Here is a 24,773-nt window from a genome sequence, read left to right as displayed (position 1 = left end):
ATAAGGCAATCGTTCGTCTCGTTTACGACATAAATTTGTTCCTGTTTGGGTTGACCATCGTTTAAGAATGCGTTACTATAAATTCCAATCCTCTAATATTTATCTAATTAAAGTGATGACGGGGACTTGTGATGCGGTAAACGGCTTTTAAGAGAATCGGGGAAGGTGGGAGCCCGGTAACCGTCGCATAGACATACCACCCCTGAACGTCTATCTGAATTGAGTAAGATAGACCGAGTGCCGGTCACTTGTTACAAAAATGACTGTTCTCCGAACTTGGGGAATTACAGCCGCTAAGCTGGTGTTTGTGAATGCATCAGGAAGCCGGGTGGAACGTAAAAAGCCAAACCTTTTTGCCCCTGCACAGAGTTGTGCGGGACGAAAAGGTTTTTATTTTGCTTGCAGATACTTTGCCAATTGGCGGCGAATGCAGAAGAAACGAGGTGGATGAGCATGAAGCGGAGTAAGAAGGTAGTGAATATGGATCGAGAGACACTCTATGATTGTCTCTCAACGCTACTTACAAACAAAAAGATAAATTCGAAAAATGTGTCGGTCAGATGCCATGCAAACACAACAGTGATTACGAGTGAATCGGATGCCCTGATCCCCACGCATGATACTCAATCCATTGAGCACGAATGGAAACTAGATACACGTGCAGTCAGTGCCGACCGCGAACGCGTAACGATCAGTGTTCGTTACGAGAAGGACGAGTGCGGCTTGAAGAGGCTTGTCTCCGCATACGGAGGGACGATACGCGCAAATGGAGATCGAGAAGTTATTGTGACAGCGACAGCTTCCGTAAAAAAGGTTGATGCGCTGATTGATCAACTTATGCCTTATGGGATCAAATGCATGTCGCGTACCTCATTTGAATTGGATTGACACGAACATAGGTTTTTATAGACGAATAAAACAATATTACCGTCGGGTCGGGTAAGATAAAACAACGCATAGAATCTGCTAGTGCGCACGATTCTTTACGTATGCCATAACTGTTTTGACAATCTGCTCAGCGCTGTCTTGAATCGCAGGACATATACTTAATTTGCTTGTGTCGAAGCGCTGATAACTTGGCGTTTCAGATGCCGCGAGTGTCTTAAGCCGAGCCGCGAGTGCCTGATAGGCAGGACTGTCTCCTTGATCAGCAGCGGATTCGGTTTTTCCGACGCCTCTCGACTTATCAAGACGCATGATCCAGTAAATGATTGACGCAGTAATATGTTCGCAGAAAAGTGCTTTGGAGTGGCAGCCGCATACGGCGTCTATCTGATCCAAATTAGGCGGAAGGCGATTCGCGCTTATGTCCTCTGTTTCTTTAAACCAACGAATATGCACTTGAAAAAACGTGCTATGGAGATCTTCGACGCTGGCATGCAGACCTTGTTCAGAAGCGTGATAATCCCATACCCGGTGTTTATCGAACAACATGATACCACGTTCAAACGTGTTCTGTTCTGTTCTCGCCGCATAATCGGCCAGCCAATTTGCCAGCCGCACGTTACGGAATATAAGCCTGCGAACCATAGTTAAACCACTCCTTCATGCAGCTGAATCAGATCTAAGAGTTCTTGGTCACTCATTTCTGTTAACCAGGCTTCTCCGCCGCTGAGAATTTGATTTTGCAGACTCTTTTTTCGTTCGATGAGCAGATCAATCCGTTCTTCAAGTGTACCTTCACAAATGAGCTTATAAACATAGACATTGCGATCTTGACCGATGCGGTAGGCGCGGTCTGTTGCCTGCTCCTCAACAGCGGGATTCCACCAGCGGTCATAATGAATGACATAGCCGGCTGCTGTCAGATTAATGCCCACTCCGCCTGCCTTTAATGACAGGATGAAAAGTGTCTTCTTTTGCTCCGGGTTTTGAAAGCTGTCGATCATTTTCTGACGCTGCTCCGCGCTCAAAGCCCCATAGAGGAAAAAAATAGTCGCGTCCGGATATCTCTTCTGCGCCTCTTCGATAAGAATCTTTCCCATCTTCACATACTGCGTAAAGAGGAGCACCTTTTCATCTTGTTCAAAAAGCGGATCGAGTATATGAAACAATAAATCGAGTTTGCCGGATTTGCGATCTTCCAACGGATCAAGATCACTTACTAAAGCGGGATGATCACATACTTGTTTCAACTTTGTCAGCGTTGATAGGATCATACCTTTTCTCTGAATTCCACCGGTTTCTGCGACATTCTTTTGCAGTCTGTTGACGATTGACTGATAAAGGGATGCTTGACTTTTTGTTAAATTGCAGACTCGTTTAGCCTCCACCTTTTCAGGAAGATCATGAATAATTTTCTTGTCTGTTTTTTCGCGGCGTAGAAGAAAAGGACGAATCATTTGTGTCAATTGATTCGATTTGGAGCGGCTGTTTTTCTTCTCTATTGGATGAATAAACTGCGTTCTGAACCGTTCTAGTGATCCGAGATAGCCCGGATTTAGAAATTCCATGATCGACCATAGTTCTTCCAAACGATTCTCGATTGGTGTTCCGGTCAAAACGAGACGATGAGCCGTTTTGATCGGGCGAAGTGCCCGCGTTTTTTGAGCGTGCGGATTTTTGATGGCTTGGGCTTCATCAAGAATCACACAGTTCCAATAATAATTCAGTAACTTGCTTGCTTCCTTTGTGTAAATCGCGTAGCTTGTCACGATGACATCGCACTTGTTTAGGCGTTCTTGAAATGCATTTCCGCGCAATCGGTTCGTTCCGTGATGAAGGTAAACATCGAGTTGCGGTGAGAATACAGCACATTCATGGTTCCAGTTCGCGACCAGTGATGTCGGGCAGATAATTAAGGCTGGCCCAGTTGGAACAGAAGGATCAGACGGACCGTCTCCGGAAATCTGTTTGCAATAATCTAGGTAGGCGATTGCCTGAACGGTTTTGCCAAGTCCCATATCATCGGCGAGACATCCGCCGACATGCTGGTGGCGCAAATTCACAAGCCAAGTATACCCTTTTTTTTGATAAGGACGTAAATGTCCGACGAAAGCATCAGGAAGCGGTATGGTACGTGCCGGTTTTTTTAACAAGTGACTCAGGTAATCGCCGATTGCAGAGTCCAGATGAACCTTTAAACTGCCGCTCCGTTTTCGCCGACGCGCTGCCTCAATTTTCATTGCTGAAGAGACATCTGCCTTCTTATCAAACATGCTTAGTGCATCTTCCATTTCTTCGTAAGCTTTCATCATCTGTTTTACGGGTACGTGAATCCACTGGTCTCCCTGATGTATGAACGGTTGATTTGCACGAACGAGCTGTCTGAAATCCTCAGTGCTCACTTGAAGGTCACCAATTGCAATTCGCCAGTCATAATTGATTAGGGAGTTAAGACTGAATAATGAAGTTTCCTCGCCATCTTTTTTCTGATGTATTTCAAGATCAACAGACACAGACGGAGCGTCTTGAATTTTGATATTTTCTGGGAAAATAACATGAATGTCTGCGTTGGCAAGTACTTCCTCACTTTGATAGAGTTCGGACAGATCGTGAACCGTCATGTAGCCCTCGGAGGATTCTTTCAAAAGCGTCATGATGGATGCCGGCACTTTTGCCTTTATCATATCAAGTCGTTTCGATAGCCAATTGTCTTGCCCAAGTGCGGCGGAGAGCATTGAGCCTTCAGGCACTTGCTCCACACGTCGGCCATTTTGCCAACCTGAAATCGTGATTGTATAGGACCAAATTGCAGAAGAAGAGAACAGGTTGTCAGGACTCCCGGGATGCAAAACAATTTTAGCCGTCTCCGGTGCAAAATAAGTCGCAGTTTGCTCACGCTTATAGTTCAGCAATGCTTGCGCCCATGAATCCGATTGTGTGGACGCGACCGGTTGAACCCAACCGGCTAGTTCGAATTCCAATCGATCCATTTGCTCGATCTGCTCTGGCTCACGAGTGATTAACCAAGGTTTACCTGTTCCGATCAGCAGATCACTGGAAGCAACCTTTTGTGTTAAAAAGTTAAGTTCATCCGGTTGTTCATCAGATTTAGATGAACCCGTTTCGCTAAGCGATTCTTCTGGGGCCGATACGCGAATCATTGAGTTCAGCCAATAGATGACAATCAAATAGAGCCACTGCCGTACTTTTTGATCTTGAAGTTCTTCGATCGAGAAGGCTAAACGCGGGAGACGGCTCAGCCAATCTGCAAACAAATTACTTTCTGCAAGAACCTTCGCGTCCGGAATCCAATGGCAGAAATAGCATTGTTCATCCTTCCCGCGTTTTAGGTGATAGAAAAAGGGATAAAAGAGCCCGTTTACTAATAAACTCTCTATAGCTTCTGAGATTTGCCGAAACCATTGTGTTGTGATTCCAGGGAAAATATCCGTATCGTTCTCATAGATACCACCCTCACGAATCAAACGGAAGACACCGGCCATCGGCATGATAGCACCGTCTACCTCATGGTCGCTTTTGCCATCAATGAAATTAGCTTTATATGGGAAAAAAGGATAGCCCGAAGTCTCATCTATCCATGAAGGAACCGTTTCTTTGCCGGCCGACTTATTTGGAAAGGGCAACGCTTCTCCATTATTGTCGGTGAACCAAATAAAAAAGTTCCATGTATTCTCGATGTGAGGAATAAAAGTCATCTGAAGAAATCGATCCATCAAATAAGATCTCCTTAAATAGAAAAACGGAATCGCGTTATATACTATAGAAATAATTGATTACGATTTCAATAATTTTTGAAATGACCTGTTTATGTGAAATCATCATCCTATAAGTGTATCATAGCGGCCATTGAGATGATACTGCAAGAATGTTTATCCTATGATACGGTTCTGCATGCATTTTTGTTGTATTCTTGTTATTATTAAATAGAAGATTGCTGAATACTAAATAGCAGTATGACACAGCTCTAAGCAAAATTATACAGTTAGTTTTTTAAATGTTAGCGCTCACATTATTGTGCGTTTGATGACGCAGAGAATTAAACGATTACGCTGGCTCAGTAAACGTTTGACGTATCGATGGCAAAGGCGGGATTGTTATGAATGAAAATGAGTGGCTTTTTATTGATTCGGGTATCCATTCACCGGAGTATAACATGGCACTTGACGACTATTTGCTGGAATGCGGCGCACGGGGGAGAAAGCAGCCTGTACTTCGCTTCTATGGATGGAATCCGCCTGGACTTTCAATCGGTTACTTCCAAAAAACAGATGGAAAAATCGATTTTGAAGGAGCAAAGGCACATCATGTAGTCTGCGTTCGCCGATTGACGGGAGGACTTGCTGTGCTCCATCATAATGAGCTGACCTATAGCGTCATTATTCCCGAAGATTATCCGGACATGCCGCGCTCAGTCGTTGGCGCCTACAGGATTTTATCCAAAGGCCTGCTCGAAGGATTTAGGGCTTTGGGACTGAACGCGGATCTTGCAATCCCCGAGAGCAAACTGGGCGGCTCTCATTCTCCCGTATGCTTTGAAGAGGCATCCTGGTATGAATTGGTCGTTGAAGGCAGGAAAGCGGCGGGAAGCGCGCAGACGAGACAAAGAGGGATGATTCTTCAGCATGGCTCCATTCCAATTTCAGTCGATGAGGATGAACTCTTCGATTGTTTTCACTATGCGAACACGCGACTTAAAGAGCGGGCGAAGCGAGTATTTTCAAACAAAGCAGTCGCTCTGGAAAACCTGCTCGGTCGCGAGGTGACTCTTGATGAAGTTAAAAAAGCTTTTTATCATGGATTTGAAAAAGGATTGAACGTGACCTTTCATCCACTAACGCTGACAGAGGAAGATGAAAGGGAAGTTCGCGCTCTGGCTGAAAACAAATATGCAACAGATCGATGGAACCGATCCAGATGAGTACAGTGCCATCTGAAAAAAGGCAAGGGGGAATTGAGATTGGAAAAACGCGGAACCTACTTGAGAAAACCAGAATGGCTGAAAATTAGAATCAATACGAACCAAGACTATCGCGGCATTAAACATCTTATGAGGGAAGAGAGCCTGCATACGGTATGTGAAGAAGCGAAATGTCCGAATATTCATGAGTGCTGGGCCACGCGTCGTACGGCAACGTTTATGATCCTTGGTGATGTGTGTACGAGGGGCTGCCGGTTCTGCGCGGTGAAGACAGGCAGACCTACGGAATTAGATCTTCGTGAACCGGAACGCGTTGCGGATTCAGTTCGCAAAATGCAGCTGCGTCATGTCGTTGTTACTGCGGTAGCCAGAGACGATCTTAAGGACGGCGGCGCGTATGTGTTTGCGGAAACGATCCGTGCGATTCGAAGAAAGGCGCCTTACTGCACGATTGAAGTTCTTCCTTCTGACATGAAAGGCGATGATGAAAGCATCCTGACACTTATGGATGCCAAACCGGATATTTTTGACCATAATATTGAAACAGTTCGAAGACTGACCAAACGTGTGCGTGCCATTGCCACTTATGATCGATCACTGGCCGTACTGAAACGAGTTAAAGAGCTGAGTCCCAATACGCCTGTGAAATCGAGCATTATGGTTGGCCTTGGGGAAACAAAGGAAGAAATTCTTGAAGTAATGGATGACTTGCTTGCTAATCATGTGGATATCATGGTTATTGGTCAATACTTGCAGCCGACACGGAAACACTTGGATGTTGTTCGCTATTACACGCCCGAAGAATTTGATGAGCTTAAGAACATCGCGCTTGAGAAGGGCTTTAAACATTGTGAAGCGGGGCCGCTCGCCCGTTCGTCTTATCACGCCGACGAGCAGGTAGGTGAAGACTCGCGCCGCCGTCATGACGAACTCATTAATCAGACAGAAAAAGAGACGGGAACTGACTAACAGTTTCCGCCCGCGTGCCGTCTCTCCGCATCTGGAGAGGCGGCTTTTGTGTGCTAAAGAGAATGTTTAAAAATCAGCGGCGCATAGTGCAGGTGTTCCGGCAAAGCCAAGTTTTCTAATCTATTGCCCAAAACGATGGAGACGATCATAGAATTCGTCAATAAATAAAGAGAAAAGTTGTTCTGACGGAGCAAGATCACGATCTCTTGGTCTGATGACTCCAACCGAACGCGTGATTTTCGGCGCGCTCAGCGGAACTGCGGCGATCGTCTCCGGAAGGTTGTATGCCGCTGCATTTTCCGGCATTAACGCGATGCCGAAATTCGATGAGACTAAGCTTTTAATTGTATCCATATCTTCGCCTTCAAAAACGATATTCGGTGTGAATCCTGCTTGTCTGCACGCATCACGGAATAATTCCTGAAGTGAGAGTTTGCTGCGGAACGTGATAAACCGTTCCTTTTTGAGCTGGCTCAGCTGAATTGATCCATGCCCTGCCTTTTCATGCTGTTTTGGCATGAGTAATACCATTCGTTCAGTATAAAGGATGCTGCTCCGTACAACTTCGTGGTGCTTCGGAACCGGCGAAGCAAATGCAAGATCGATGCTTCCTTGTTCAATAAGCTTTATTAAGTAAGGGACGGTGCCCTGATGAAGTTGAAAATCAATGCCGGGATGTGTGCTGTGAAAATTTTGCAGGACAATCGGGAGTGTGTGCACAGAAAGACTTGTCGAAATCCCAAGACGAATCAATCCGGTGTCGGGATTGAGATATTCTTTAATCTTTTGCTGCGCCTTGTCAAACTCGATTAAACCGCGTTCAGCATGTTCGAGGAAGATTTTCCCTGCTTGAGTCAGCTGTATATTTCGTCCTTTTCGTGAGAATAATGCAACGCCAAGCTCGTCCTCCAAAAGTGAGATTTGACGGCTGATCGCTGATTGTGCGACATGCAGTGCTTCAGACGCCTGAGTGATATGTTCTCGCGCGGCGGCCTCAATAAAATACCGAATCTGTCTTAATTCCATTACAAAAGCCCCATTCATCTAAAAATGAGATTGATTTATTCTAAATTATATATTGTAAAGATTGATAATGAAAGGGTAAAATTAAAGCACCATACTTTTGACCTAATACAGAGATAAAAAATACGTTGTCAGAAAAATCGCACAGATGATGCGTGGTTGCGAACAGAAGGAAGGATGAGGTTTATCATGAGTAAAGATCAGATTAGAGAGAAAACGGAAGGCCTTTACCGCCCCGAATTTGAACATGATGCATGTGGTATCGGCATGTACGCGGACATTAAAGGACGCGCTTCTAATGAAATTGTCAGAACAGCACTTGAAATGCTGGCAAGACTTGACCACAGAGCGGGCAAAGCCGCTGATGGAAAGACCGGAGACGGTGCGGGCATTCTGGTTCAAATTCCCGACCGTTATTTTCAAGAAGTATGTGATTTTGAACTTCCCCCCGTTGGACATTATGGTGTTGGTATGTTCTTTATGCCTCAGGATCGGTCGAGCCGATTGGTCGCGATTGGAAAAATTAAAGCGTGCATTGCCGCGCGTAATCTCAGAATTTATGGTGAACGCGATGTGCCGATTGATGAGAATGAGATCAGTCGTTTAGCACGTAGCAAAGCACCGTACATGTACCAAATGTTTATTGGTACGGCTAATCAGGACGCTGGTTCTAAATTAGATTCCAAATTATATCTGCTGAGAAAAGCGATTGAAGCTAAGCTGAAAGATGAAATTTATGTTGCCAGCCTTTCAAGCCAGACGCTTGTCTATAAAGGCATGCTTCGCGCAAAAGAGGTCTCGGCTTTTTATACAGATTTGCAGGATGAACGTTTTGTATCATCACTGGCACTCGTGCATTCCCGTTATAGCACGAATACGTTCCCAAGCTGGGAGCGCGCACACCCGAACCGAATGATTGTCCACAATGGAGAAATCAATACGATTCGCGGCAATATGAGCTGGTTTACAGCGAAAGCGAAGCACCTGAATGGTGGAAAGCTGCCGCAGATTATTGACCCTGAAGGCAGTGACTCAGCCATTTTTGACAATGTACTTGAATTTCTTACTTACCATGGATTTTCGTTGCCGCATGCAGTCATGATGATGGTGCCGGAACCGTGGGAAGGGGATAGTGAGCTTCCGGACTATCTGAGAAAATTCTATGAATTCCACAGCAGAACGATGGAGCCGTGGGACGGACCAATGGCGCTTGGTTTTTGCAATGGCAAACAAATTGGTGCAGTACTTGACCGAAATGGCCTGCGTCCGGCACGTTACTATATTACAAACGATGATAAAGTCATTTTCTCCTCAGAAGTTGGTGTAACTGATCTTAAAGCAGAAAATATTAAGCAACGCTGCCATCTGAAACCGGGCCAGCTTTTGCTTATTGATACAGAAAAAGGAAGAATTGTGCCAAGTGATGAGCTGAAGAAAGAAATTTGTTCCTCAATTGACTATGCCGATCTGCTGAAAAAATCAGTAATTAGCCTTAATGGTGATCACGGAAACGGTGAACTTCTTGCCGATCATGCACGCCTATTTAAACAAAAAGTATTTGGTTACACCTATGAAGATGTGACTAAGGCGATTCAGCCAATGGCTGAGCAGGGCAAGGAACCGACCGGTGCCATGGGAAATGACACGCCGCTCGCTGTTTTGTCGAATAAATCACAATTGCTTTTTGATTACTTTAAACAATGGTTCTCGCAGGTAACGAATCCGCCAATCGATGCTATTCGTGAGGCTCGGGTTATGTCGAAAATTACTTGGCTAGGACCTCAAATCAGTCTTCTTGAACCAACGAATCATGTTACGAAGCAAATTCGTCTCAAACATCCGATCCTTGATCGAAAGGCTTTTCAGGATCTTAGCCATCAAGGGTTGAAAACAAAGACAATCGATTTGAATTATCCGATTGAGGATGGAACATACGGACTTTCCAAGGCCGTCGATCAGCTGATCCTTCATGTGGATGAATTGATTCATGAAGGTGCGTCGTTAATTATCCTTTCGGATCGCAATGTTAATGAGAAGCGTTTGCCGATTCCGTCGCTGCTCGCGGTCAGCGCTCTGCATCACCACTTAATTAAGCAGGGTACGCGCCCGCAAATCAGCTTAATTGTTGACTCCGGTGAACCTAGAGACAGCCATCAAGTCGCCGCACTCCTTGGCTACGGTGCTGACGCAATTCATCCTTATTTAGCGCTTAACACCGTACACGCATTGATCAAAGCGGGACATGTGGATCTGCCGGAAGAAAAAGCAGAACAAAATTACATTAAGGCACTTGTCGCAGGGATTGTTAAAATTATGTCTAAGGTGGGCATTTCTTCAATTCAGAGTTATCGCGGTGCGCAAACGTTTGAGGCACTGGGACTGTCAGGCAGTCTCATTGAAAAGTACTTTGCCGGAACAGTTTCGCAAATTGGCGGCATTGGATTGGACGAAATTGAAACGGAAACACGTCTGCGCCATCAAAAAGCTGCTGACGAATGCCGACAAGGGGATATGAGACCGTTAGATCCGGGAAGTACGCTTCAATGGCGGCAAGGCGGTGAGCAGCACAAAATTGATCCGTTGATTGTGCATACACTGCAGCAGGCTGCACGAACAAATGATTACGAACTGTACAAAGAATACAAAGAGATGGTCGACAAAGCACCATTCTCAACAATTCGCAGCTTGCTCACTTTTGAAAAGGATCGCAAACCGATCCCGCTTGACGAGGTTGAACCGGTTGAAGCGATTTTGAAACGCTTTAAAACAGGTGCGATGTCTTACGGATCGATCAGTAAAGAGACTCATGAAGCCATGGCCATCGCCATGAACCGAATCGGCGGAAAAAGCAACAGCGGTGAGGGCGGCGAAGATGCTGAACGTTTTATACGTGACACAAATGGTGACTGGCGCCGCAGTGCGATCAAACAGGTCGCATCAGCACGTTTCGGCGTAACAAGCTACTACTTGTCTGAGGCTGAAGAACTGCAAATTAAAATGGCACAAGGAGCGAAACCTGGTGAAGGCGGTCAATTGCCTGCTGGCAAAGTATATCCTTGGATTGCGCGCACACGGCACGCAACCACAGGTGTTGCCTTAATTTCACCGCCGCCGCATCACGATATTTATTCAATCGAGGATTTGGCGCAATTAATTTATGATTTGAAGTCAAGCAATCCTAAAGCGAGAATAAGTGTCAAACTCGTAGCTAAAGGCGGTGTCGGTACCATCGCAGCAGGTGTCGCCAAAGGAAAGGCTGACGTCATTTTAATCAGCGGTCATGATGGCGGCACAGGTGCCGCATCAAAAACGAGTATCAAACATGCCGGTCTTCCATGGGAAATCGGGCTTGCCGAAGCGCATCAGACCTTGATGATGAACGGTCTGCGTGATCGTGTTCGCCTTGAAACGGATGGAAAACTGATGAGCGGGCGCGATGTTCTTATTGCCGCATGTCTCGGTGCAGAAGAGTTCGGATTTGCTACTGCGCCGCTTGTTGTGCTCGGTTGTGTGATGATGCGTGCCTGTCATTTGGATTCTTGTCCAGTCGGCATTGCCACTCAGAATCCGGAACTGCGTAAAAACTTCATGGGTAAACCGGAGCATATCGTTAACTTTATGACATTCATTGCTCAAGATATTCGGGAGCATTTAGCCGCGCTCGGTTACCGTTCGCTCAATGAAGTGATCGGCCAGGCACATCTTCTGAGAATTAAAAAAGAAGTGCACAGTCACTGGAAAGCACGTACATTGGATCTGTCTGACCTGCTTTATCAAGCGGAAAGCGATGTATCGAAACGCTATTTCTCGCGCGCTCAAGAGCACCATGTGGAACGCCGTTTTGATGAGCGCAATTTGGTAGCTACCTGCTTGCCGACGATTGAAAATAAAAAGCCTGTGCACCTTGTTTATAAGCTTAAGAATTCTGATCGTACGGTAGGCTCAACACTCGGTTACTTTATCTCGCGTTCAACCAGCGGAAAAGGACTCCCTGAGGATACCATCACATTATCCTTTACGGGAAGCGCCGGACAAAGTTTCGCTTCGTTCATTCCAAAAGGTGTCACGATGATTTTGACCGGAGACGCTAATGATTATGTTGCTAAAGGTTTGTCCGGCGGCAAAGTAATCATCAAATCTGAAGAGCTTGTCGGCGTTGATTCAGATTCACAGGCAATGATGGGCAATGTCGCCCTTTTTGGAGCGACAAGCGGTGAAGTTTATGTGCGCGGTACTGCCGGCGGCCGTTTCTGCGTGCGAAATAGCGGAGCGAAAGCCGTTGTCGAAGGCGTTGGTGAAAATGCTTGTGAATATATGACCGGGGGGAGAGTGGTTGTCCTCGGATCGGTAGGACGAAATTTTGCTGCGGGAATGTCCGGCGGTGTTGCCTATATATTGCCTGATGGAGAACCGGATCAGACCATTCACCGCATTAATAAAGAACTGGTGAATATTGAACCGCTCACGGATAAACGAGAAAAAGATGAAGTGTTTGAATTGATAAAGAATCACTTGGATCATACCGGCAGTCCTAAGGCAGAGAATGTGCTCATGAATTGGGAAATTTCTGTTCAACAAATGATCAAGGTTATCCCGCGTGACTATGAAGCGATGCTAGAACAAATTGCGCGCTATGAAGCGCAAGGATTAAGCGGAGAAGAAGCGAAGGAACAAGCGTTTTATTTAAAAAAGCAAGGAAAATTAAGCGTTCGTAACTCCACGTATCTACCGGTTTGAGTTCAAGTCGCCTATTCATGAAGTGGATAAATTTTGAAAGGATGAAGTTGACACGATGGGACAATTAATGGGTTTCATTAATATAGAGAAACAATACCTAAAAGAACGTAAACCGGTCGAGCGTGTAAACGACTGGAATGAATATAAAATTCCTTTGGCTGAAAGCGAAGCGAAAGATCAAGCGGCACGCTGCATGGATTGCGGTATTCCTTATTGCCAAATTGGCACAATGATTAATAGAGGAACAACCGGTTGTCCAATCCATAATTTGATTCCGGAATGGAATGATCTTGTTTATCACGGATTGTGGAAAGAGGCTTATGATCGATTAGCAAAGACAAATAATTTTCCTGAATTTACGTCAAAAGCCTGTCCTGCACCATGTGAAGGTTCTTGTACAGCCGGACTTGTTAATGATCCGGTATCAATCAAATCCATTGAACGAGCAATTATCGATCGGGCTTTTGAGGAAGGATGGGTCATTCCCAAACCGCCGAAAAGACGCACTGGAAAAAAAGCTGCTGTGATCGGATCAGGACCGGCCGGGCTTGCATGCGCAGATCAACTGAATAAAATTGGACATGAAGTGACTGTTTTCGAACGATCGGATCGCCCCGGCGGTTTGCTCATGTATGGAATTCCAAGTATGAAGATTGAGAAAGATGTGGTAGATCGTCGCATTCGTTTGCTTGAAGAAGAAGGCATTATTTTTAAGACAAATGTTGACGTCGGAAACACGATTAGCGTTCAGTCCCTGAAAGATGAGTTTGACGCAGTCATTCTCTGTACCGGAGCAGGCAAGCATCGAGAAGTAACGATAGAAGGCCGTGAGCTAAAGGGAATTTCTCCGGCGATGAAGTACCTGATCGCCAGCAACCGTAATCAGCTTTATGGAGAAGCCCTAGAATCCGACTATGATGCAAAAGGAAAACGCGTGATCGTGATCGGCGGCGGTGATACCGGAGAAGACTGTGTCGCTACGGCAATTCGCCAAGGATGTAAAAGCGTTGTCCAATTTGGCAAGCACGGCAAGCTGCCTGCTCAACGCACGGAAAAGAATCCATGGCCGGAGCACCCGAATGTTTTCTCGGTTGATTATGCTTACGAAGAAGCAGAAGAGGTACTTGGCAAAGACCCGCGGGAATATTACGTTGAAACCGAGAAATTTATCGGGAACACAGATGGACATGTTACAGAGCTGATCACCGGATCCTTTAAAAAAGAACAAAGTGATGAGTCGGCGAAGAAAAACTGGAAGGCAGATCTTGTTCTAATTGCTATCGGATTTCAAGGAGCCGAAGACAGTGTATTCGAAGACTTTGAAGTAACTAGAGATCCATCTGGCCGTGTCATTGAAGCCGATACGTACAGCTATCAGACCAGCCAAGAGGGTATTTTTGCTGCGGGCGATGCGCGTAGAGGTGCGAGCTTGATCGTCTGGGCAATTGAAGAAGGCCGCAAAGCGGCTGCAGCTGTCGATCTATATCTGGATAAAAAGTTGTCCCTGCTTCACCAGTAATCAGCAGGGATTGAATCCATCATAATTATGATCATCGTTTCATAAAGAAACCTGAAAGCCGGCCAACGCCGGCTTTTTTTAGTTAAGAAAGTACAGCATTTTGCCTTGCCGGTACGACGATAAGGTCATAAGATTCGGTTGGGCGATCAGGTAAGCGCCCAATCTGAGAAATAAACGGAAAAATTCCGCTTAATTACAAAATGATGAAAAAATTGCTTAAATAGACGGAGAAATTCCGCTTATCGCATCGAAAAACGTGAAAATGGAGGGTTTTTCTGTGCATAACCGGAAAAATTACCCTTATGTACCTGTGAAACAAGCGCCAAGAAGCATATAACCGGAAAATCTCCGCTTATTTATTCCGGTCACGTTACTTAATTAAGGATCAACATGATTTATTAGAAAACTTAGCTTCGCCAAACCTCTGGCGAAGCGTTCTTTGCTCGCTTTTTCTTAGGTGAAATTTTTTTGAAGAACAACTGAAAACTTTCGATACGGTAAGTGAGGTAATCTGACGTAAAGTTTTTGTAAATAATAGAAATGGCATCTCATACACATTGAAATATGCCGTATAATAAGAGTTAAGTGCTTAAAAATGGAAAAAGAGATTATAGTTGTGGGGTGAGGACGGTGGCGAAACATAAACTGTTCGCATCAATCACGGTTGGACTACAGACACTCGTGCTAAAAATTGCCGACCTGACGAAAATGTCGATCGTTGAGTATGTTAAAGCAGATGTTTCAATTGGCGCGGATATCTACGACCATCAGATGATTGAATTTCAGACTGTTGATCAGGCATGCCGTCAACTGGCTGGATTTGTGCAAATTATGGATGATTATGGGGTCACAAGTTATCGGGCGGTTGCCGCAAGTTCGGTTCAGGAGTCGAGAAATGCCGAATATGTCAAAGAACAAATTCGGATTAAGACAGGTCTTAACGTCGAGTGGTTAGCGAATGCTGAAGAACGCTTTCTGCATAATCAGGCTGTGGCTTATAACACGGATGCATTCAGCGATCTGATTCAGCGAGGGACCATGCTGATTGACATCGGTTCAGGAAGCATGCAGCTGACTGTTTATAACGACGGTCACTTTATTTTTTCACGAAATATTAAACTCGGCCCACTTCGCATTCGCGAATTATTAGGCGATTTAGAAAGCAAGACGAGCGACTTTGTAGAAATAATGGAAGATTATATTCGCAGCAAAATTGATGGTTATCATCAATTCGCGCCTAAAGGAGTTACCATACAGAACTTTGTTCTTGTGGGAACGGATCTGCTTGCATTTAAGCAGACTTTTATGGAGGGAAGCGGGAATACAATCAGCCGGAAACGCTTTGCGGAGTTATATCAGCACATCCTGACCATTCCGCCGCAGGTGCTGGCTAAGGAGTATACATTGCCCTATGATTCGGCATCGCAGCTGTTGCCTTCGGCGATGATGCTGAAGATGGCTCTTGAGATTACTGGTGCGGAGAGCATTATTTTGTCAGATGCTGATCTCGCTGATGGGGTAATCGTCCATGAACTCTTGCAACTGCATAAGGGAATTCTGAATCATTCATTTACAGAAGACATTATTGTCGCGGCACGTAATATAGCCGCCCGCTACAATTGTGATGCAGAACATATTCGCATTGTTGAAAATTTTGCACTTCATTTATTTGATCGACTGAAACGGTTGCATGGCCTTGACAAGCGGGACAGGCTTCTTCTGCAGCTCGCGGCGATCCTACAAGATACCGGAAGCTATATCGATATGAACGCGCATTATGTGCACTCTTATTACATCATTGAGTCATCAGAAATCATCGGTATATCGGAAAATGAACGTGACATCGTCGCAAATATCGCGCGCTATCACAGTGCGGAGACACCTTCAAGCAACTCGTCCGACTTTCAAAGACTTCCGGCGACAAGCAGACTGATTGCGGCAAAACTTGCAGCCATTCTCCGTATCGCCGACGCCCTTGACGACAGCCGACAGCAAAAGGTAGCGCGCATCGCCGTATCTTTAAAAAATGATCAGGTCACAGTTACCGCCCGATCGGATGATGATCTTTCACTGGAGAAGCAGACGTTCAAAGATAAAGCGGCATATTTTGAAGAAGTATTTGGATTGAAACCGACTTTAAGAGGATAGGTGGATGGTCATGGAGAATTTTGATCGTGAGGAGTATTTCAGCAATCGCGAACTTAGCTGGCTGCTTTTTAATGAGCGGGTGCTTGAGGAAGCCAGAGATAAGGACAATCCGTTACTTGAGAGAGTGAAGTTTCTGTCAATCACGGCGAGCAATCTGGATGAATTCTTCATGGTTCGCGTCGCATCTCTGATTGACATGCTTAATGTCGGCTATGACAAACCGGACGCCTCCGGACTTAAAACGCAGCAGCAGTTAACAGCAATCAGTGAGGCAGCGCATCAGATGGTTAGCCAGCAATATACGACTTATAATCGGATGTTAAAGAAGATGCTTAATGAAAAGAATATTCATATTCTTGAAATTGGCGAGCTTTCACAAAAACAGCTTGAATTTATTGATCATTATTTCAACCGTGAAGTATATCCTGTGCTGACACCGATGGCAGTGGATTCATCACGGCCGTTTCCATTGATTCTGAATAAGAGTATCAATATTGCCGCGTTTATTCACAAAAAGGCCAGTAAAACCGCTCATCGCGAATTTGTCACTGTTCAGGTCCCTAATGTATTGCCTCGCGTGGTTAAATTACCGGATCGAGAAGGACATACAAGCTTTATTTTACTTGAAACCATTATTCGGCGGCATCTCAATCAACTCTTTGTCGGCTATGAACTTGATGAGGCGTCTTGTTACCGTGTCATGCGCGACATGGATCTTGAAGTCGATGAGGAAGATACGGAGGACTTGCTTAAAGAAATTGAAAAGCAGCTGAGGCTCCGTGAACGAGGCAATGTCATTCATCTTGATGTGGAGGCGGGAATCAGTGACCGCCTTGTTACCAAATTGTTTGACAGGCTCTCTGTGAGCCCAGATAACGTTTATCGGGTCAATGGACCGATTGATCTAACCTTTTTATCGAAACTAACCGGGCAAATTAAAGCGCCTGGTGACTTGGTCTATCCGCCACACCGGCCGTTTGTCCACTATGAACTGCTTGAGCAGTCCATTTTTCATGCGATGCGCGCCGGTGACATCTTTCTGCACCATCCTTATGAATCCTTCGATCCAGTGATCGAACTGATCCGTCAGGCATCTAGAGATCATCACGTGCTGGCGATAAAAATGACATTGTACCGAGTCTCAGGTAATTCGCCGATTATTCGGTATCTGGAAAAGGCGGCAGAGAACGGCAAACAGGTCACGGTGCTTGTTGAGCTTAAAGCGCGATTTGACGAAGAAAATAACATCAACTGGGCTCAGAAACTGGAGAAGACAGGCTGCCATGTTATCTATGGCTTGGTGGGATTGAAGACACACTGTAAAATGGCTCTTGTTGTGCGCCGAGAAGAGGAAGGAATTAAGCGTTACATGCATTTTGGAACAGGTAATTATAATGACATTACCGCTCATTTCTATACAGATATGGGGCTTCTTACCTGTAATGAGCAGATGGGTATCGATGCATCCAATGTGTTTAACATGCTCTCTGGTTATTCGGAGCCTCCTTACTTTCACAAATTAGTTATGGCACCTTTATGGTTGCGTGGCAATTTGCTTGATTTGATCGAGACTGAAATTAATAATGCCCGTGCAGGAAAACCTGCATTCATTCGGGCTAAGATGAACGCGCTCTCCGATGAAGCCATTATCAAGGCTCTTTATCGGGCTTCTGCAGCAGGCGTAAACATTCAGCTCCTTGTCCGAGGAATCTGCTGTCTCCGGACGGGGATTCCCGGCGTTAGTGATCGAATAGAGGTCCATTCAATTGTCGGACGGTATCTTGAACATAGTCGAATCTATTTGTTCGGGAATGGCGGGGAGACGTTGGTCTTTCTTGCAAGTGCAGACCTAATGCCGCGAAATCTGAACCGGCGAGTTGAACTGATGTTCCCGATCGAGGATGAAAAAATAAAAACAACAATCATCGATTTATTCGATCTGATGATGAAAGACAACGTGAAGACGCGTGTGCTTGGCAGTGACCATCGCTATGAAAAACCGGATCGCCGTGGTAAAATTCCCTTCAATGTTCAAGAACATTTGGCGAAACTCGCGGAGCAGAGAACGATTCGTCGTGAGCATTCACTTCGTGAGAAACGGACGTTTACCCCAATTAAAGGACACAGTGAGGATTTATTGAATCCAGAGGAATAATCGTAGCCTCCCAAAAAAAATTATCGAACTAGCTGGAACGGCATTTTCCCTTTAACTCGCGATTTTTGTTGGTTGGGGGAGGGCGCGCGTTCTTTTTATGTGTGTGTGACATATTGAAACACATGGATACATGCCTTATGATTAATGTTAGTTTCTATAAAAATAGAGATTCGATCGTACATGAATACCACACTATGTGAAGGTTCATAACACTTGAACGGTACTACATATTGTGGTATTGTATTTATCATAAAACAATATATAGTGTTTTGCTGGGCTGTACATTTAAATGCGTAGAAAAGGGAGGAGCGTCGATTGCTCATTTTATATGAAACAATGACGGGCAATGTCAAGCGGTTTCTCGCGAAAACCGGACTTGTTCATGAACCGATCAGCAGCAGCGATCGGGTCCATGAGCCATATGTTCTCGTAACGAATACGATTGGGTTTGGCGACGCTCCGGAACAAGTGAAAAACTTTTTGAAAAAAAATGGACAGTATCTTGTCGCCGTTGCGGCGAGCGGCAACCGAAACTGGGGACAAAATTTCGCTCATGCGGCGGATGTTGTGTCCCAAATGTTTCATGTTCCTGTTTTATACAAGTTTGAACTTGGCGGAACGGCGGAAGACGTCGTTGAATTTCGAGAGAGGGTGAAGGCACTTGCCGAACGAAGCGATAAAGTCAAAATCCTACACTGAACTGAACAATGAGGTGCTGACACGCGGGGATGACGGTTTTTACCGTTTAGATAAGGACAACGAAGCGATCAGGGTATATATGGAAGAAGTGCGCGCGAAAACGATTCATTTTCACAGTATCCTAGACCGATTGCACTATTTGGTGGACGAACACTACTACTATGACGTGTTTGCCGATTATGTGGACGAGCAAATCGAGCAACTGCATCATATGGCAGCCGACTATAATTTCCAATTTAAGTCGTATATGGCCGCAAGTAAATTCTACCGTGATTATGCGATGAAAACCAATGACAAATCTCACTATCTAGAAAATTATGATGAGCGTGTTGCTATTGTGTCACTGTTTCTCGCTCGTGGAAATTTCGATCTCGCTGTTCGCTTCACGCGCGCGATGATGGAGCAGCGCTATCAGCCGGCGACACCGACATTTCTGAATGCCGGGAAAGCGCGCCGTGGCGAAATGGTTTCTTGTTTCCTTATTGAAGCCGATGACTCGCTCAACTCGATTAACTACATCGAGAGTACGTCACAACAGCTATCAAAAATCGGCGGTGGAGTCGCACTCAATCTCTCGAAGATTCGTGCTCGGGGTGAATCAATTAAAGGCGTGGAAGGTGTCGCTAAGGGTGTGGTTCCGGTTGCGCGCAAATTGCAGCTCGGATTCTCCTATGCCGATCAATTGGGACAACGCCCTGGAGCGGGCGCGGCTTATTTGAATATCTTTCATTGGGACGCACCGGAATTTCTTGATACAAAGAAGGAAAATGCTGATGAGGATATCCGTCTCTCAACGCTGTCTATTGGATTGATCGTTCCAGGAAAATTCTTTGAACTGGCGGAAGCAGGCAAACCATTTTATATGTTTGCACCGTACACGGTTTTTGAGGAATATGGCAAACATTTGGACGATATGGATATGGACGACATGTATGATAAGCTGGTCGCAAATCCTGCGGTCAAGAAGAAGTCGGCCGACTCACGAGAATTTCTTAATCTGATTGCACAGATGCAGATGCAGTCCGGATACCCTTATATTTTCTACAAGGACAATGCCAATCGGAATCATCCGTTGCACCGCTTAGGCGACATTAAGATGTCGAATCTGTGTACGGAGATCTTCCAACTTCAGGAAACATCAACAATTAATGACTACAGTGTTCCTGATGATATTCGCCGCGATGTTTCATGTATCCTTGGTTCGCTTAATATCGTGAATGTGATGGAATCCGGAAAAGTTCGTAATTCAGTACATTCGGGTATTGAAGCATTGACTCAGGTCAGTGATATGACAGAAATCGCCAATGCGCCCGGTGTGAGCCTGGCGAATCGCGAATTACATTCCGTTGGTCTAGGGGCAATGAATCTTAATGGATATCTCGCCAAAAATCAACTTGCCTACGAGTCAGCGGAAGCTCGGGATTTTGCACGTACTTTCTTCGCGCTTATGAATTATTATTCAATCGAAAAGTCTATGCTGATCGCTAAAGAACGCGGTACCACGTTCAAGGGATTCGAACAATCAGATTATGCTGACGGCTCATATTTTACGAAGTATGAACACGAATTTTTCGGACCGAAAACAGATAGGGCTGCGGAGCTGTTTGACGGAATACATATTCCAACGACCGCAGAATGGACGGAATTGAAGAAAAAGGTTGCTAAATATGGTTTGTACAATGCTTACCGGCTGGCAATAGCTCCGACACAGTCTATCAGTTATGTGCAGAACGCGACGAGTTCGGTTATGCCTGTTGTAAATGTTATTGAACGGCGCAAATATGGTAACAGTGAGACAATTTATCCGATGCCATTTCTGTCTCCCCAATCCATGTGGTATTACAAATCAGCTTACCAAACAAACCAATTTCGCGTGATCGACATGATTGCTGAAATTCAGCAGCATGTCGACCAAGGCATCTCGACTATTCTTTACGTCGACAGTATGACGAGCACAAGGCAATTGGCAAGATTATATGTTTACGCGCACAAGAGGGGACTCAAATCCCTTTACTATACAAGAACTCAGCTTCTGTCGCCTGAAGAATGCACGGCTTGCTCTGTGTAAGAGCTAAGGCGACTTTCCAAACAGATGACAGAATGAAGGATGGATTGTTAACGATGAAAGCTATTAATTGGAACAGCAGCGACAATCAAGTCGCAAAGGTTTATTGGAAACAAAACATTAACCAGTTCTGGACAGAGGAAGCGTTCAAAGTTTCACGCGATCTCTCGGATTGGTCGAAAATGAGCGATGATGAACGCGCGACCTATGTTGAGGTTCTCTCAGGACTCACCGGACTTGACCGTGAGCAAGGTGACAACGGAATGCCGCTGGTAGCCATTCACCATGACAACATGCATGAGCAAGCGGTTTTCGCTTGGATGGGCATGATGGAGCATGTTCACGCGAAATCCTATTCACATATTTTTTCAACGTTGATTTCATCGCGAGAGACGGATTATTATTTAGGACAATGGGTAAATAATCAGCCCGAACTTCAAGAAAAATATCGGTTGATCGCACAGTGGTATAGTCAGCTCTATGATAAACGGGAAAATGTGACTCCGTTCAAGCGTTATATGGCAATGTGCGCCTCAGTGTTTCTTGAGAGCTTTTCCTTTTACAGTGGTTTCTTCTACCCGGTTTTCTTATCCGGCCAAGGACGGATGATCGCAAGCGGTGAAATCATCCGCAAGATTATTCAGGATGAGTCGATACATGGAAGTTTTACCGGCATGGTGGCTCAGCGCCTCTACCGTGACGAACTCTCGGAAGAAGAACGTAGAATTGCGGACAAAGAACGCGAAACACTGCTGGATAAGCTGATTGAGGTTGAGAAACTATATACAGCCAAAATTTACACGAAAATCGGTTTAGTCGATGAAGTCATGGACTATGTCTATTATAATGCAAACCGAGCTCTGCAGAATTTAGGTTATGACGATAAATACGATCACGCTCCGGTCAGCCAGATTGTGTTGAATGGAATTGATACGAGTACGATTAATCATGATTTCTTTTCAACAAAAGGCGATTATGTTGTTCCGCTAAATATCGAACCGTTAACTGATGAAGATTTCAATTTCGATAATGTCTAATGAATAAGTTCCGATCCCTAGTGCTCGGAACATTTTTATTGCAGAAGACTGACAGAAAATTCGCAAGACACACGAATATTATTAGGAGACTTGTTCTCATTGTATAAAAAATGAATACGTGCGTTTTTGGAGGTCGATTCTGTGATTCCCCAATGGATAAGAAAAAGTCTGGTTGCCTGTGTTGCTGTATTAACCTTTGGAACGGTTATTCCGACACTGCCCACACACGATCTTGACAAACAAAATGATAAGCAAAATATCCAAAAACCGAGAAGCACTGTTGCTGTACGCGATTTTGAGAGCCGTCCTCTATCTGAAGAGCCGAATCGTGATGACACACAACTGTCAAAGCAAGAGCTGATCGATGGTTTCTCTATTTATGCGGTCAATGAAGCAAAAAAACAAGGGGCAGAAAAATTCGGAACGCGAATCGCTCCGAAAATCAATAAGCAATACTCAGAACAAATTGTTCCGATATTTGCACAAGCTGTAAAAGACATTGGTGATATGCATAATTCTTTATGGATACGCCAGCTTGATGTGACACATGATCCTGCTTCTGGACTCGGCGAGCGAATTATGCACGTCTACAACAAACAGACTGGCAAAGAAGTGCTTAAGCTTCATGTTCGGCGTGATCATCCGCCTCTAGACGGTTATTATTTTAATTTTCATTACCATACAGCACTGGACGGATTCCAGAAGCACCATGAAATCAAGACAATTTACTGGGGAAAGAACATGCCGCCAAAATGGCAGGTGTGAATCAACATACAAAAACCGGAGCGAATCATGCTCCGGTTTTTCTAAATGACAGCGACTAGATTTAATGATTCAGAGAATCAAGGCAGGTTCAAAGCCCAGAGAGGCAGTAACTTGGGCCATGATTCGATAGCCGATTGGATTCGGATGAATACGGTCGAATCCAAGTAGCTGCGGTTCGTGCCCTGAGAATGCGTGATAAATATCAGCTACTCGAACGAAAGGATAATCCTCGAGCAAGTTAAGACGCTCATTATAGGATTCCAACCAACGATTTGTATCCGGAATGTAGAATAAAGGATTGTACAAATTCAACACACGAACAATAAACGGACTAGGATTATTTTTATGGAGCACACCGATCTGCCGGATCATTTGTTCAAAATGAGCTAAACTCTGCTCGCTTGCTTGAATGACTGGCGAAAAGTTTCCTGTGCGCATCCATTGTCGTCCAGCTTTAAGAAAATCATTTCCTCCGCCGGTCAATGTAATGAACTGAGCATTTCTGATTGCTTCAGAGACGTCTGGTCGTGAGAGATTCGCGCTAATTTCTGCGGTAGTTGCCCCGTTTTTTGCGTAAACCCGGCGCTCAATTCGTGTCTGATAATAGGCTTCGAGCTCGTGGTGATACAGCTTGACAAAATTCGGCTGAAAAATTGTTGCACCCACACCTACAGTCAGTGAATCACCAACAGCAGTATAAAGCGGACGAGTCTGCACTACGATCACCTCCGTTCACGAACTGTCTTTTTGCTATAGTGTATTCAATATAGAAGAACAGGTTCAGTCGCGTTAAAGGAGGGATAGAGGGAAATGTACTAAAAAAAACAGCGCCCACATGTGAAACACAGTGAGACGCTGTTTTCTATTGGGTTTGTTGATTGTCGAAGTAAAACGGATTAGTTGCCGATGAATTCCTGAGTCCAGTAGGAGCCATAGGAGCCGCCCTGAACATAGCCGACACCGATTGTGGTAAAGCTTGCGTTTAAAATATTCGCACGGTGGCCCGGGCTGTTCATCCATCCTTGAACAACTTCTTCAGGTGTCTTTTGTCCGGCAGCAATGTTTTCCCCGGCTGTTTTATAGGAAATACCGAATTTTTTCATCATATCAAATGGTGAACCATAGGTCGGTGACTGGTGGTCAAAATAATTTTTGTCACTCATATCTTGAGATTTGGCGCGCGCCATTTTCGATAGAGTGCTGTTATCTGCTTTCAGTGGCTGGAGTCCGGCTTTTGTTCGTTCCTGATTCGTCAGTTCGACGACTTTTTGCTCGTAAGCGTTCATCTCGCTATTTGAGGTTTGATTGTTGTCTGCCGGCTTGGACGCGTTGTCAGCCGCAGGCTTTTCAGCATTGGCAGGTGCCTCGGATTTTTGCGGTTCAGCAGGCTTAGCGGCCTTAGGTTTTTCCGCTTTGCTTGCATGCTTCTTCTTTGGCGTATCTGCGTTCTTAGAAGTATGCTGCGCACCCTGTTCCTGAATTTGTGTAAAATCAAGGGTAATACCCAGACTTTTCAACAATGCGTTAAGATCCAGATTCTGTTGATCCTTCACTTTTAATGAGTTAAGCAGGCTCGTCACGTCAGCTTTGCATAATTCGTTTTTTGGCTGCTCTGCTGCGTTTGCCTGTCCACCTCCGATTACGAGTGGCAGGGCAATCATCCCTGCGATGGTTAAACCAACTACTTTCTTTTTCATTGTGTAATTCCCTCCTTGGTTCATAGGTTTCGAGTTTGGGAGATTTGTAGTGGGGTAAAGGGTGGAATTACATGATGTTACCATATTTGTGGAAGATCCAGCCAGATGTGAGTAAACGTGCGTTTTAGAGCTTAT

Annotated in this window: 17 protein-coding genes; 12 read left to right on the top strand and 5 right to left on the bottom strand. The window is 45.0% G+C overall.

What is annotated here, in order from left to right; genetic code table 11:
- The first annotated feature begins 311 nt into the window (after positions 1 to 311).
- Positions 312 to 467, top strand: a complete 156-nt coding sequence (locus ABWW58_RS05590; protein ID WP_353868212.1) for a hypothetical protein — start codon at positions 312 to 314, stop codon at positions 465 to 467.
- Complete coding sequence (locus ABWW58_RS05585) at positions 454 to 888, top strand: hypothetical protein (RefSeq protein ID WP_353868211.1); 435 nt, start codon at positions 454 to 456, stop codon at positions 886 to 888. Before ABWW58_RS05590 ends, ABWW58_RS05585 begins: the two co-directional genes overlap by 14 nt.
- Before the next feature lie 78 nt (positions 889 to 966).
- Here the strand turns inward: ABWW58_RS05585 and ABWW58_RS05580 are convergent, their stop codons facing one another.
- Together ABWW58_RS05580 and ABWW58_RS05575 are read right to left on the bottom strand one after the other, a co-directional pair.
- Positions 967 to 1,530: a hypothetical protein gene (locus ABWW58_RS05580; RefSeq protein WP_353868210.1), complete on the bottom strand. Its 564-nt coding sequence runs from the start codon at positions 1,528 to 1,530 to the stop codon at positions 967 to 969.
- A gap of 2 nt (positions 1,531 to 1,532) precedes the next feature.
- Positions 1,533 to 4,619, bottom strand: coding sequence for a DEAD/DEAH box helicase (locus tag ABWW58_RS05575; RefSeq protein ID WP_353868209.1), 3,087 nt, complete (start codon positions 4,617 to 4,619; stop codon positions 1,533 to 1,535).
- A gap of 383 nt (positions 4,620 to 5,002) precedes the next feature.
- Here ABWW58_RS05575 and lipM point away from each other — a divergent pair, with 383 nt between their 5' ends.
- A complete protein-coding gene (gene lipM, locus ABWW58_RS05570) occupies positions 5,003 to 5,824 on the top strand; it encodes an octanoyltransferase LipM (protein WP_353868208.1) in 822 nt (273 codons plus the stop codon).
- A gap of 33 nt (positions 5,825 to 5,857) precedes the next feature.
- Positions 5,858 to 6,793 (top strand): lipoyl synthase, encoded by a 936-nt coding sequence (gene lipA / locus ABWW58_RS05565; RefSeq protein ID WP_353868207.1) that lies wholly within the window; start codon positions 5,858 to 5,860, stop codon positions 6,791 to 6,793.
- Positions 6,794 to 6,913: 120 nt separating this feature from the next.
- Here the strand turns inward: lipA and gltC are convergent, their stop codons facing one another.
- Positions 6,914 to 7,819, bottom strand: coding sequence for a glutamate biosynthesis transcriptional regulator GltC (gene gltC, locus ABWW58_RS05560; RefSeq protein ID WP_353868206.1), 906 nt, complete (start codon positions 7,817 to 7,819; stop codon positions 6,914 to 6,916).
- 186 nt (positions 7,820 to 8,005) lie between these two features.
- Between gltC and gltB the strand changes: the two genes are divergently transcribed.
- From gltB to ABWW58_RS05520, 8 genes are all read left to right on the top strand, one after another.
- Positions 8,006 to 12,553: a glutamate synthase large subunit gene (gene gltB / locus ABWW58_RS05555; RefSeq protein ID WP_353868205.1), complete on the top strand. Its 4,548-nt coding sequence runs from the start codon at positions 8,006 to 8,008 to the stop codon at positions 12,551 to 12,553.
- 55 nt (positions 12,554 to 12,608) lie between these two features.
- Positions 12,609 to 14,072 carry a glutamate synthase subunit beta gene (locus ABWW58_RS05550; RefSeq protein ID WP_353868204.1) on the top strand — a complete coding sequence of 488 codons (1,464 nt, stop codon included), beginning with the start codon at positions 12,609 to 12,611 and terminating at the stop codon, positions 14,070 to 14,072.
- 630 nt (positions 14,073 to 14,702) lie between these two features.
- Positions 14,703 to 16,220, top strand: a complete 1,518-nt coding sequence (locus tag ABWW58_RS05545) for a Ppx/GppA phosphatase family protein (protein ID WP_353868203.1) — start codon at positions 14,703 to 14,705, stop codon at positions 16,218 to 16,220.
- Between the two features lie 10 nt (positions 16,221 to 16,230).
- Positions 16,231 to 18,375 (top strand): RNA degradosome polyphosphate kinase, encoded by a 2,145-nt coding sequence (locus ABWW58_RS05540; RefSeq protein WP_353868202.1) that lies wholly within the window; start codon positions 16,231 to 16,233, stop codon positions 18,373 to 18,375.
- A 315-nt stretch (positions 18,376 to 18,690) separates the two neighbouring features.
- Positions 18,691 to 19,074 (top strand): class Ib ribonucleoside-diphosphate reductase assembly flavoprotein NrdI, encoded by a 384-nt coding sequence (nrdI, locus tag ABWW58_RS05535; RefSeq protein ID WP_353868201.1) that lies wholly within the window; start codon positions 18,691 to 18,693, stop codon positions 19,072 to 19,074.
- Positions 19,037 to 21,142 (top strand): class 1b ribonucleoside-diphosphate reductase subunit alpha, encoded by a 2,106-nt coding sequence (nrdE, locus tag ABWW58_RS05530; protein ID WP_353868200.1) that lies wholly within the window; start codon positions 19,037 to 19,039, stop codon positions 21,140 to 21,142. Before nrdI ends, nrdE begins: the two co-directional genes overlap by 38 nt.
- Positions 21,143 to 21,195: 53 nt before the next feature.
- Positions 21,196 to 22,176 (top strand): class 1b ribonucleoside-diphosphate reductase subunit beta, encoded by a 981-nt coding sequence (gene nrdF / locus ABWW58_RS05525; RefSeq protein ID WP_353868199.1) that lies wholly within the window; start codon positions 21,196 to 21,198, stop codon positions 22,174 to 22,176.
- Positions 22,177 to 22,317: 141 nt separating this feature from the next.
- Positions 22,318 to 22,941 (top strand): YpjP family protein, encoded by a 624-nt coding sequence (locus ABWW58_RS05520; RefSeq protein WP_353868198.1) that lies wholly within the window; start codon positions 22,318 to 22,320, stop codon positions 22,939 to 22,941.
- Between the two features lie 69 nt (positions 22,942 to 23,010).
- On the opposite strand, the gene ABWW58_RS05515 is transcribed toward ABWW58_RS05520, so the two are convergent.
- On the bottom strand, positions 23,011 to 23,658 hold the full coding sequence (locus ABWW58_RS05515) for a GDSL-type esterase/lipase family protein (RefSeq protein WP_353868197.1): 648 nt from the start codon (positions 23,656 to 23,658) through the stop codon (positions 23,011 to 23,013).
- 179 nt (positions 23,659 to 23,837) lie between these two features.
- Entirely contained in the window at positions 23,838 to 24,638 is an 801-nt protein-coding gene (locus ABWW58_RS05510) for a CAP domain-containing protein (RefSeq protein ID WP_353868196.1), read from the bottom strand.
- Positions 24,639 to 24,773 lie beyond the last annotated feature (135 nt).

Origin of the sequence: Sporolactobacillus caesalpiniae (genome assembly GCF_040513385.1) — a bacterium.
Taxonomy (GTDB): domain Bacteria; phylum Bacillota; class Bacilli; order Bacillales; family Sporolactobacillaceae; genus Sporolactobacillus.
The sequence above is the reverse complement of the archived record's forward strand: the minus strand, read 5'-3'. Positions and strand labels throughout refer to the sequence as shown.

What these genes read in the sequence shown, in the direction of transcription:
- ABWW58_RS05590 (WP_353868212.1), top strand. Translation starts at nt 312, where the DNA reads ATGCATCAGGAAGCCGGGTGGAACGTAAAAAGCCAAACCTTTTTGCCC.
- ABWW58_RS05585 (WP_353868211.1), top strand. Translation starts at nt 454, where the DNA reads ATGAAGCGGAGTAAGAAGGTAGTGAATATGGATCGAGAGACACTCTAT.
- ABWW58_RS05580 (WP_353868210.1), bottom strand. Translation starts at nt 1,530, where the DNA reads ATGGTTCGCAGGCTTATATTCCGTAACGTGCGGCTGGCAAATTGGCTG.
- ABWW58_RS05575 (WP_353868209.1), bottom strand. Translation starts at nt 4,619, where the DNA reads ATGGATCGATTTCTTCAGATGACTTTTATTCCTCACATCGAGAATACA.
- lipM (WP_353868208.1), top strand. Translation starts at nt 5,003, where the DNA reads ATGAATGAAAATGAGTGGCTTTTTATTGATTCGGGTATCCATTCACCG.
- gltC (WP_353868206.1), bottom strand. Translation starts at nt 7,819, where the DNA reads ATGGAATTAAGACAGATTCGGTATTTTATTGAGGCCGCCGCGCGAGAA.
- gltB (WP_353868205.1), top strand. Translation starts at nt 8,006, where the DNA reads ATGAGTAAAGATCAGATTAGAGAGAAAACGGAAGGCCTTTACCGCCCC.
- ABWW58_RS05550 (WP_353868204.1), top strand. Translation starts at nt 12,609, where the DNA reads ATGGGACAATTAATGGGTTTCATTAATATAGAGAAACAATACCTAAAA.
- ABWW58_RS05540 (WP_353868202.1), top strand. Translation starts at nt 16,231, where the DNA reads ATGGAGAATTTTGATCGTGAGGAGTATTTCAGCAATCGCGAACTTAGC.
- nrdF (WP_353868199.1), top strand. Translation starts at nt 21,196, where the DNA reads ATGAAAGCTATTAATTGGAACAGCAGCGACAATCAAGTCGCAAAGGTT.
- ABWW58_RS05510 (WP_353868196.1), bottom strand. Translation starts at nt 24,638, where the DNA reads ATGAAAAAGAAAGTAGTTGGTTTAACCATCGCAGGGATGATTGCCCTG.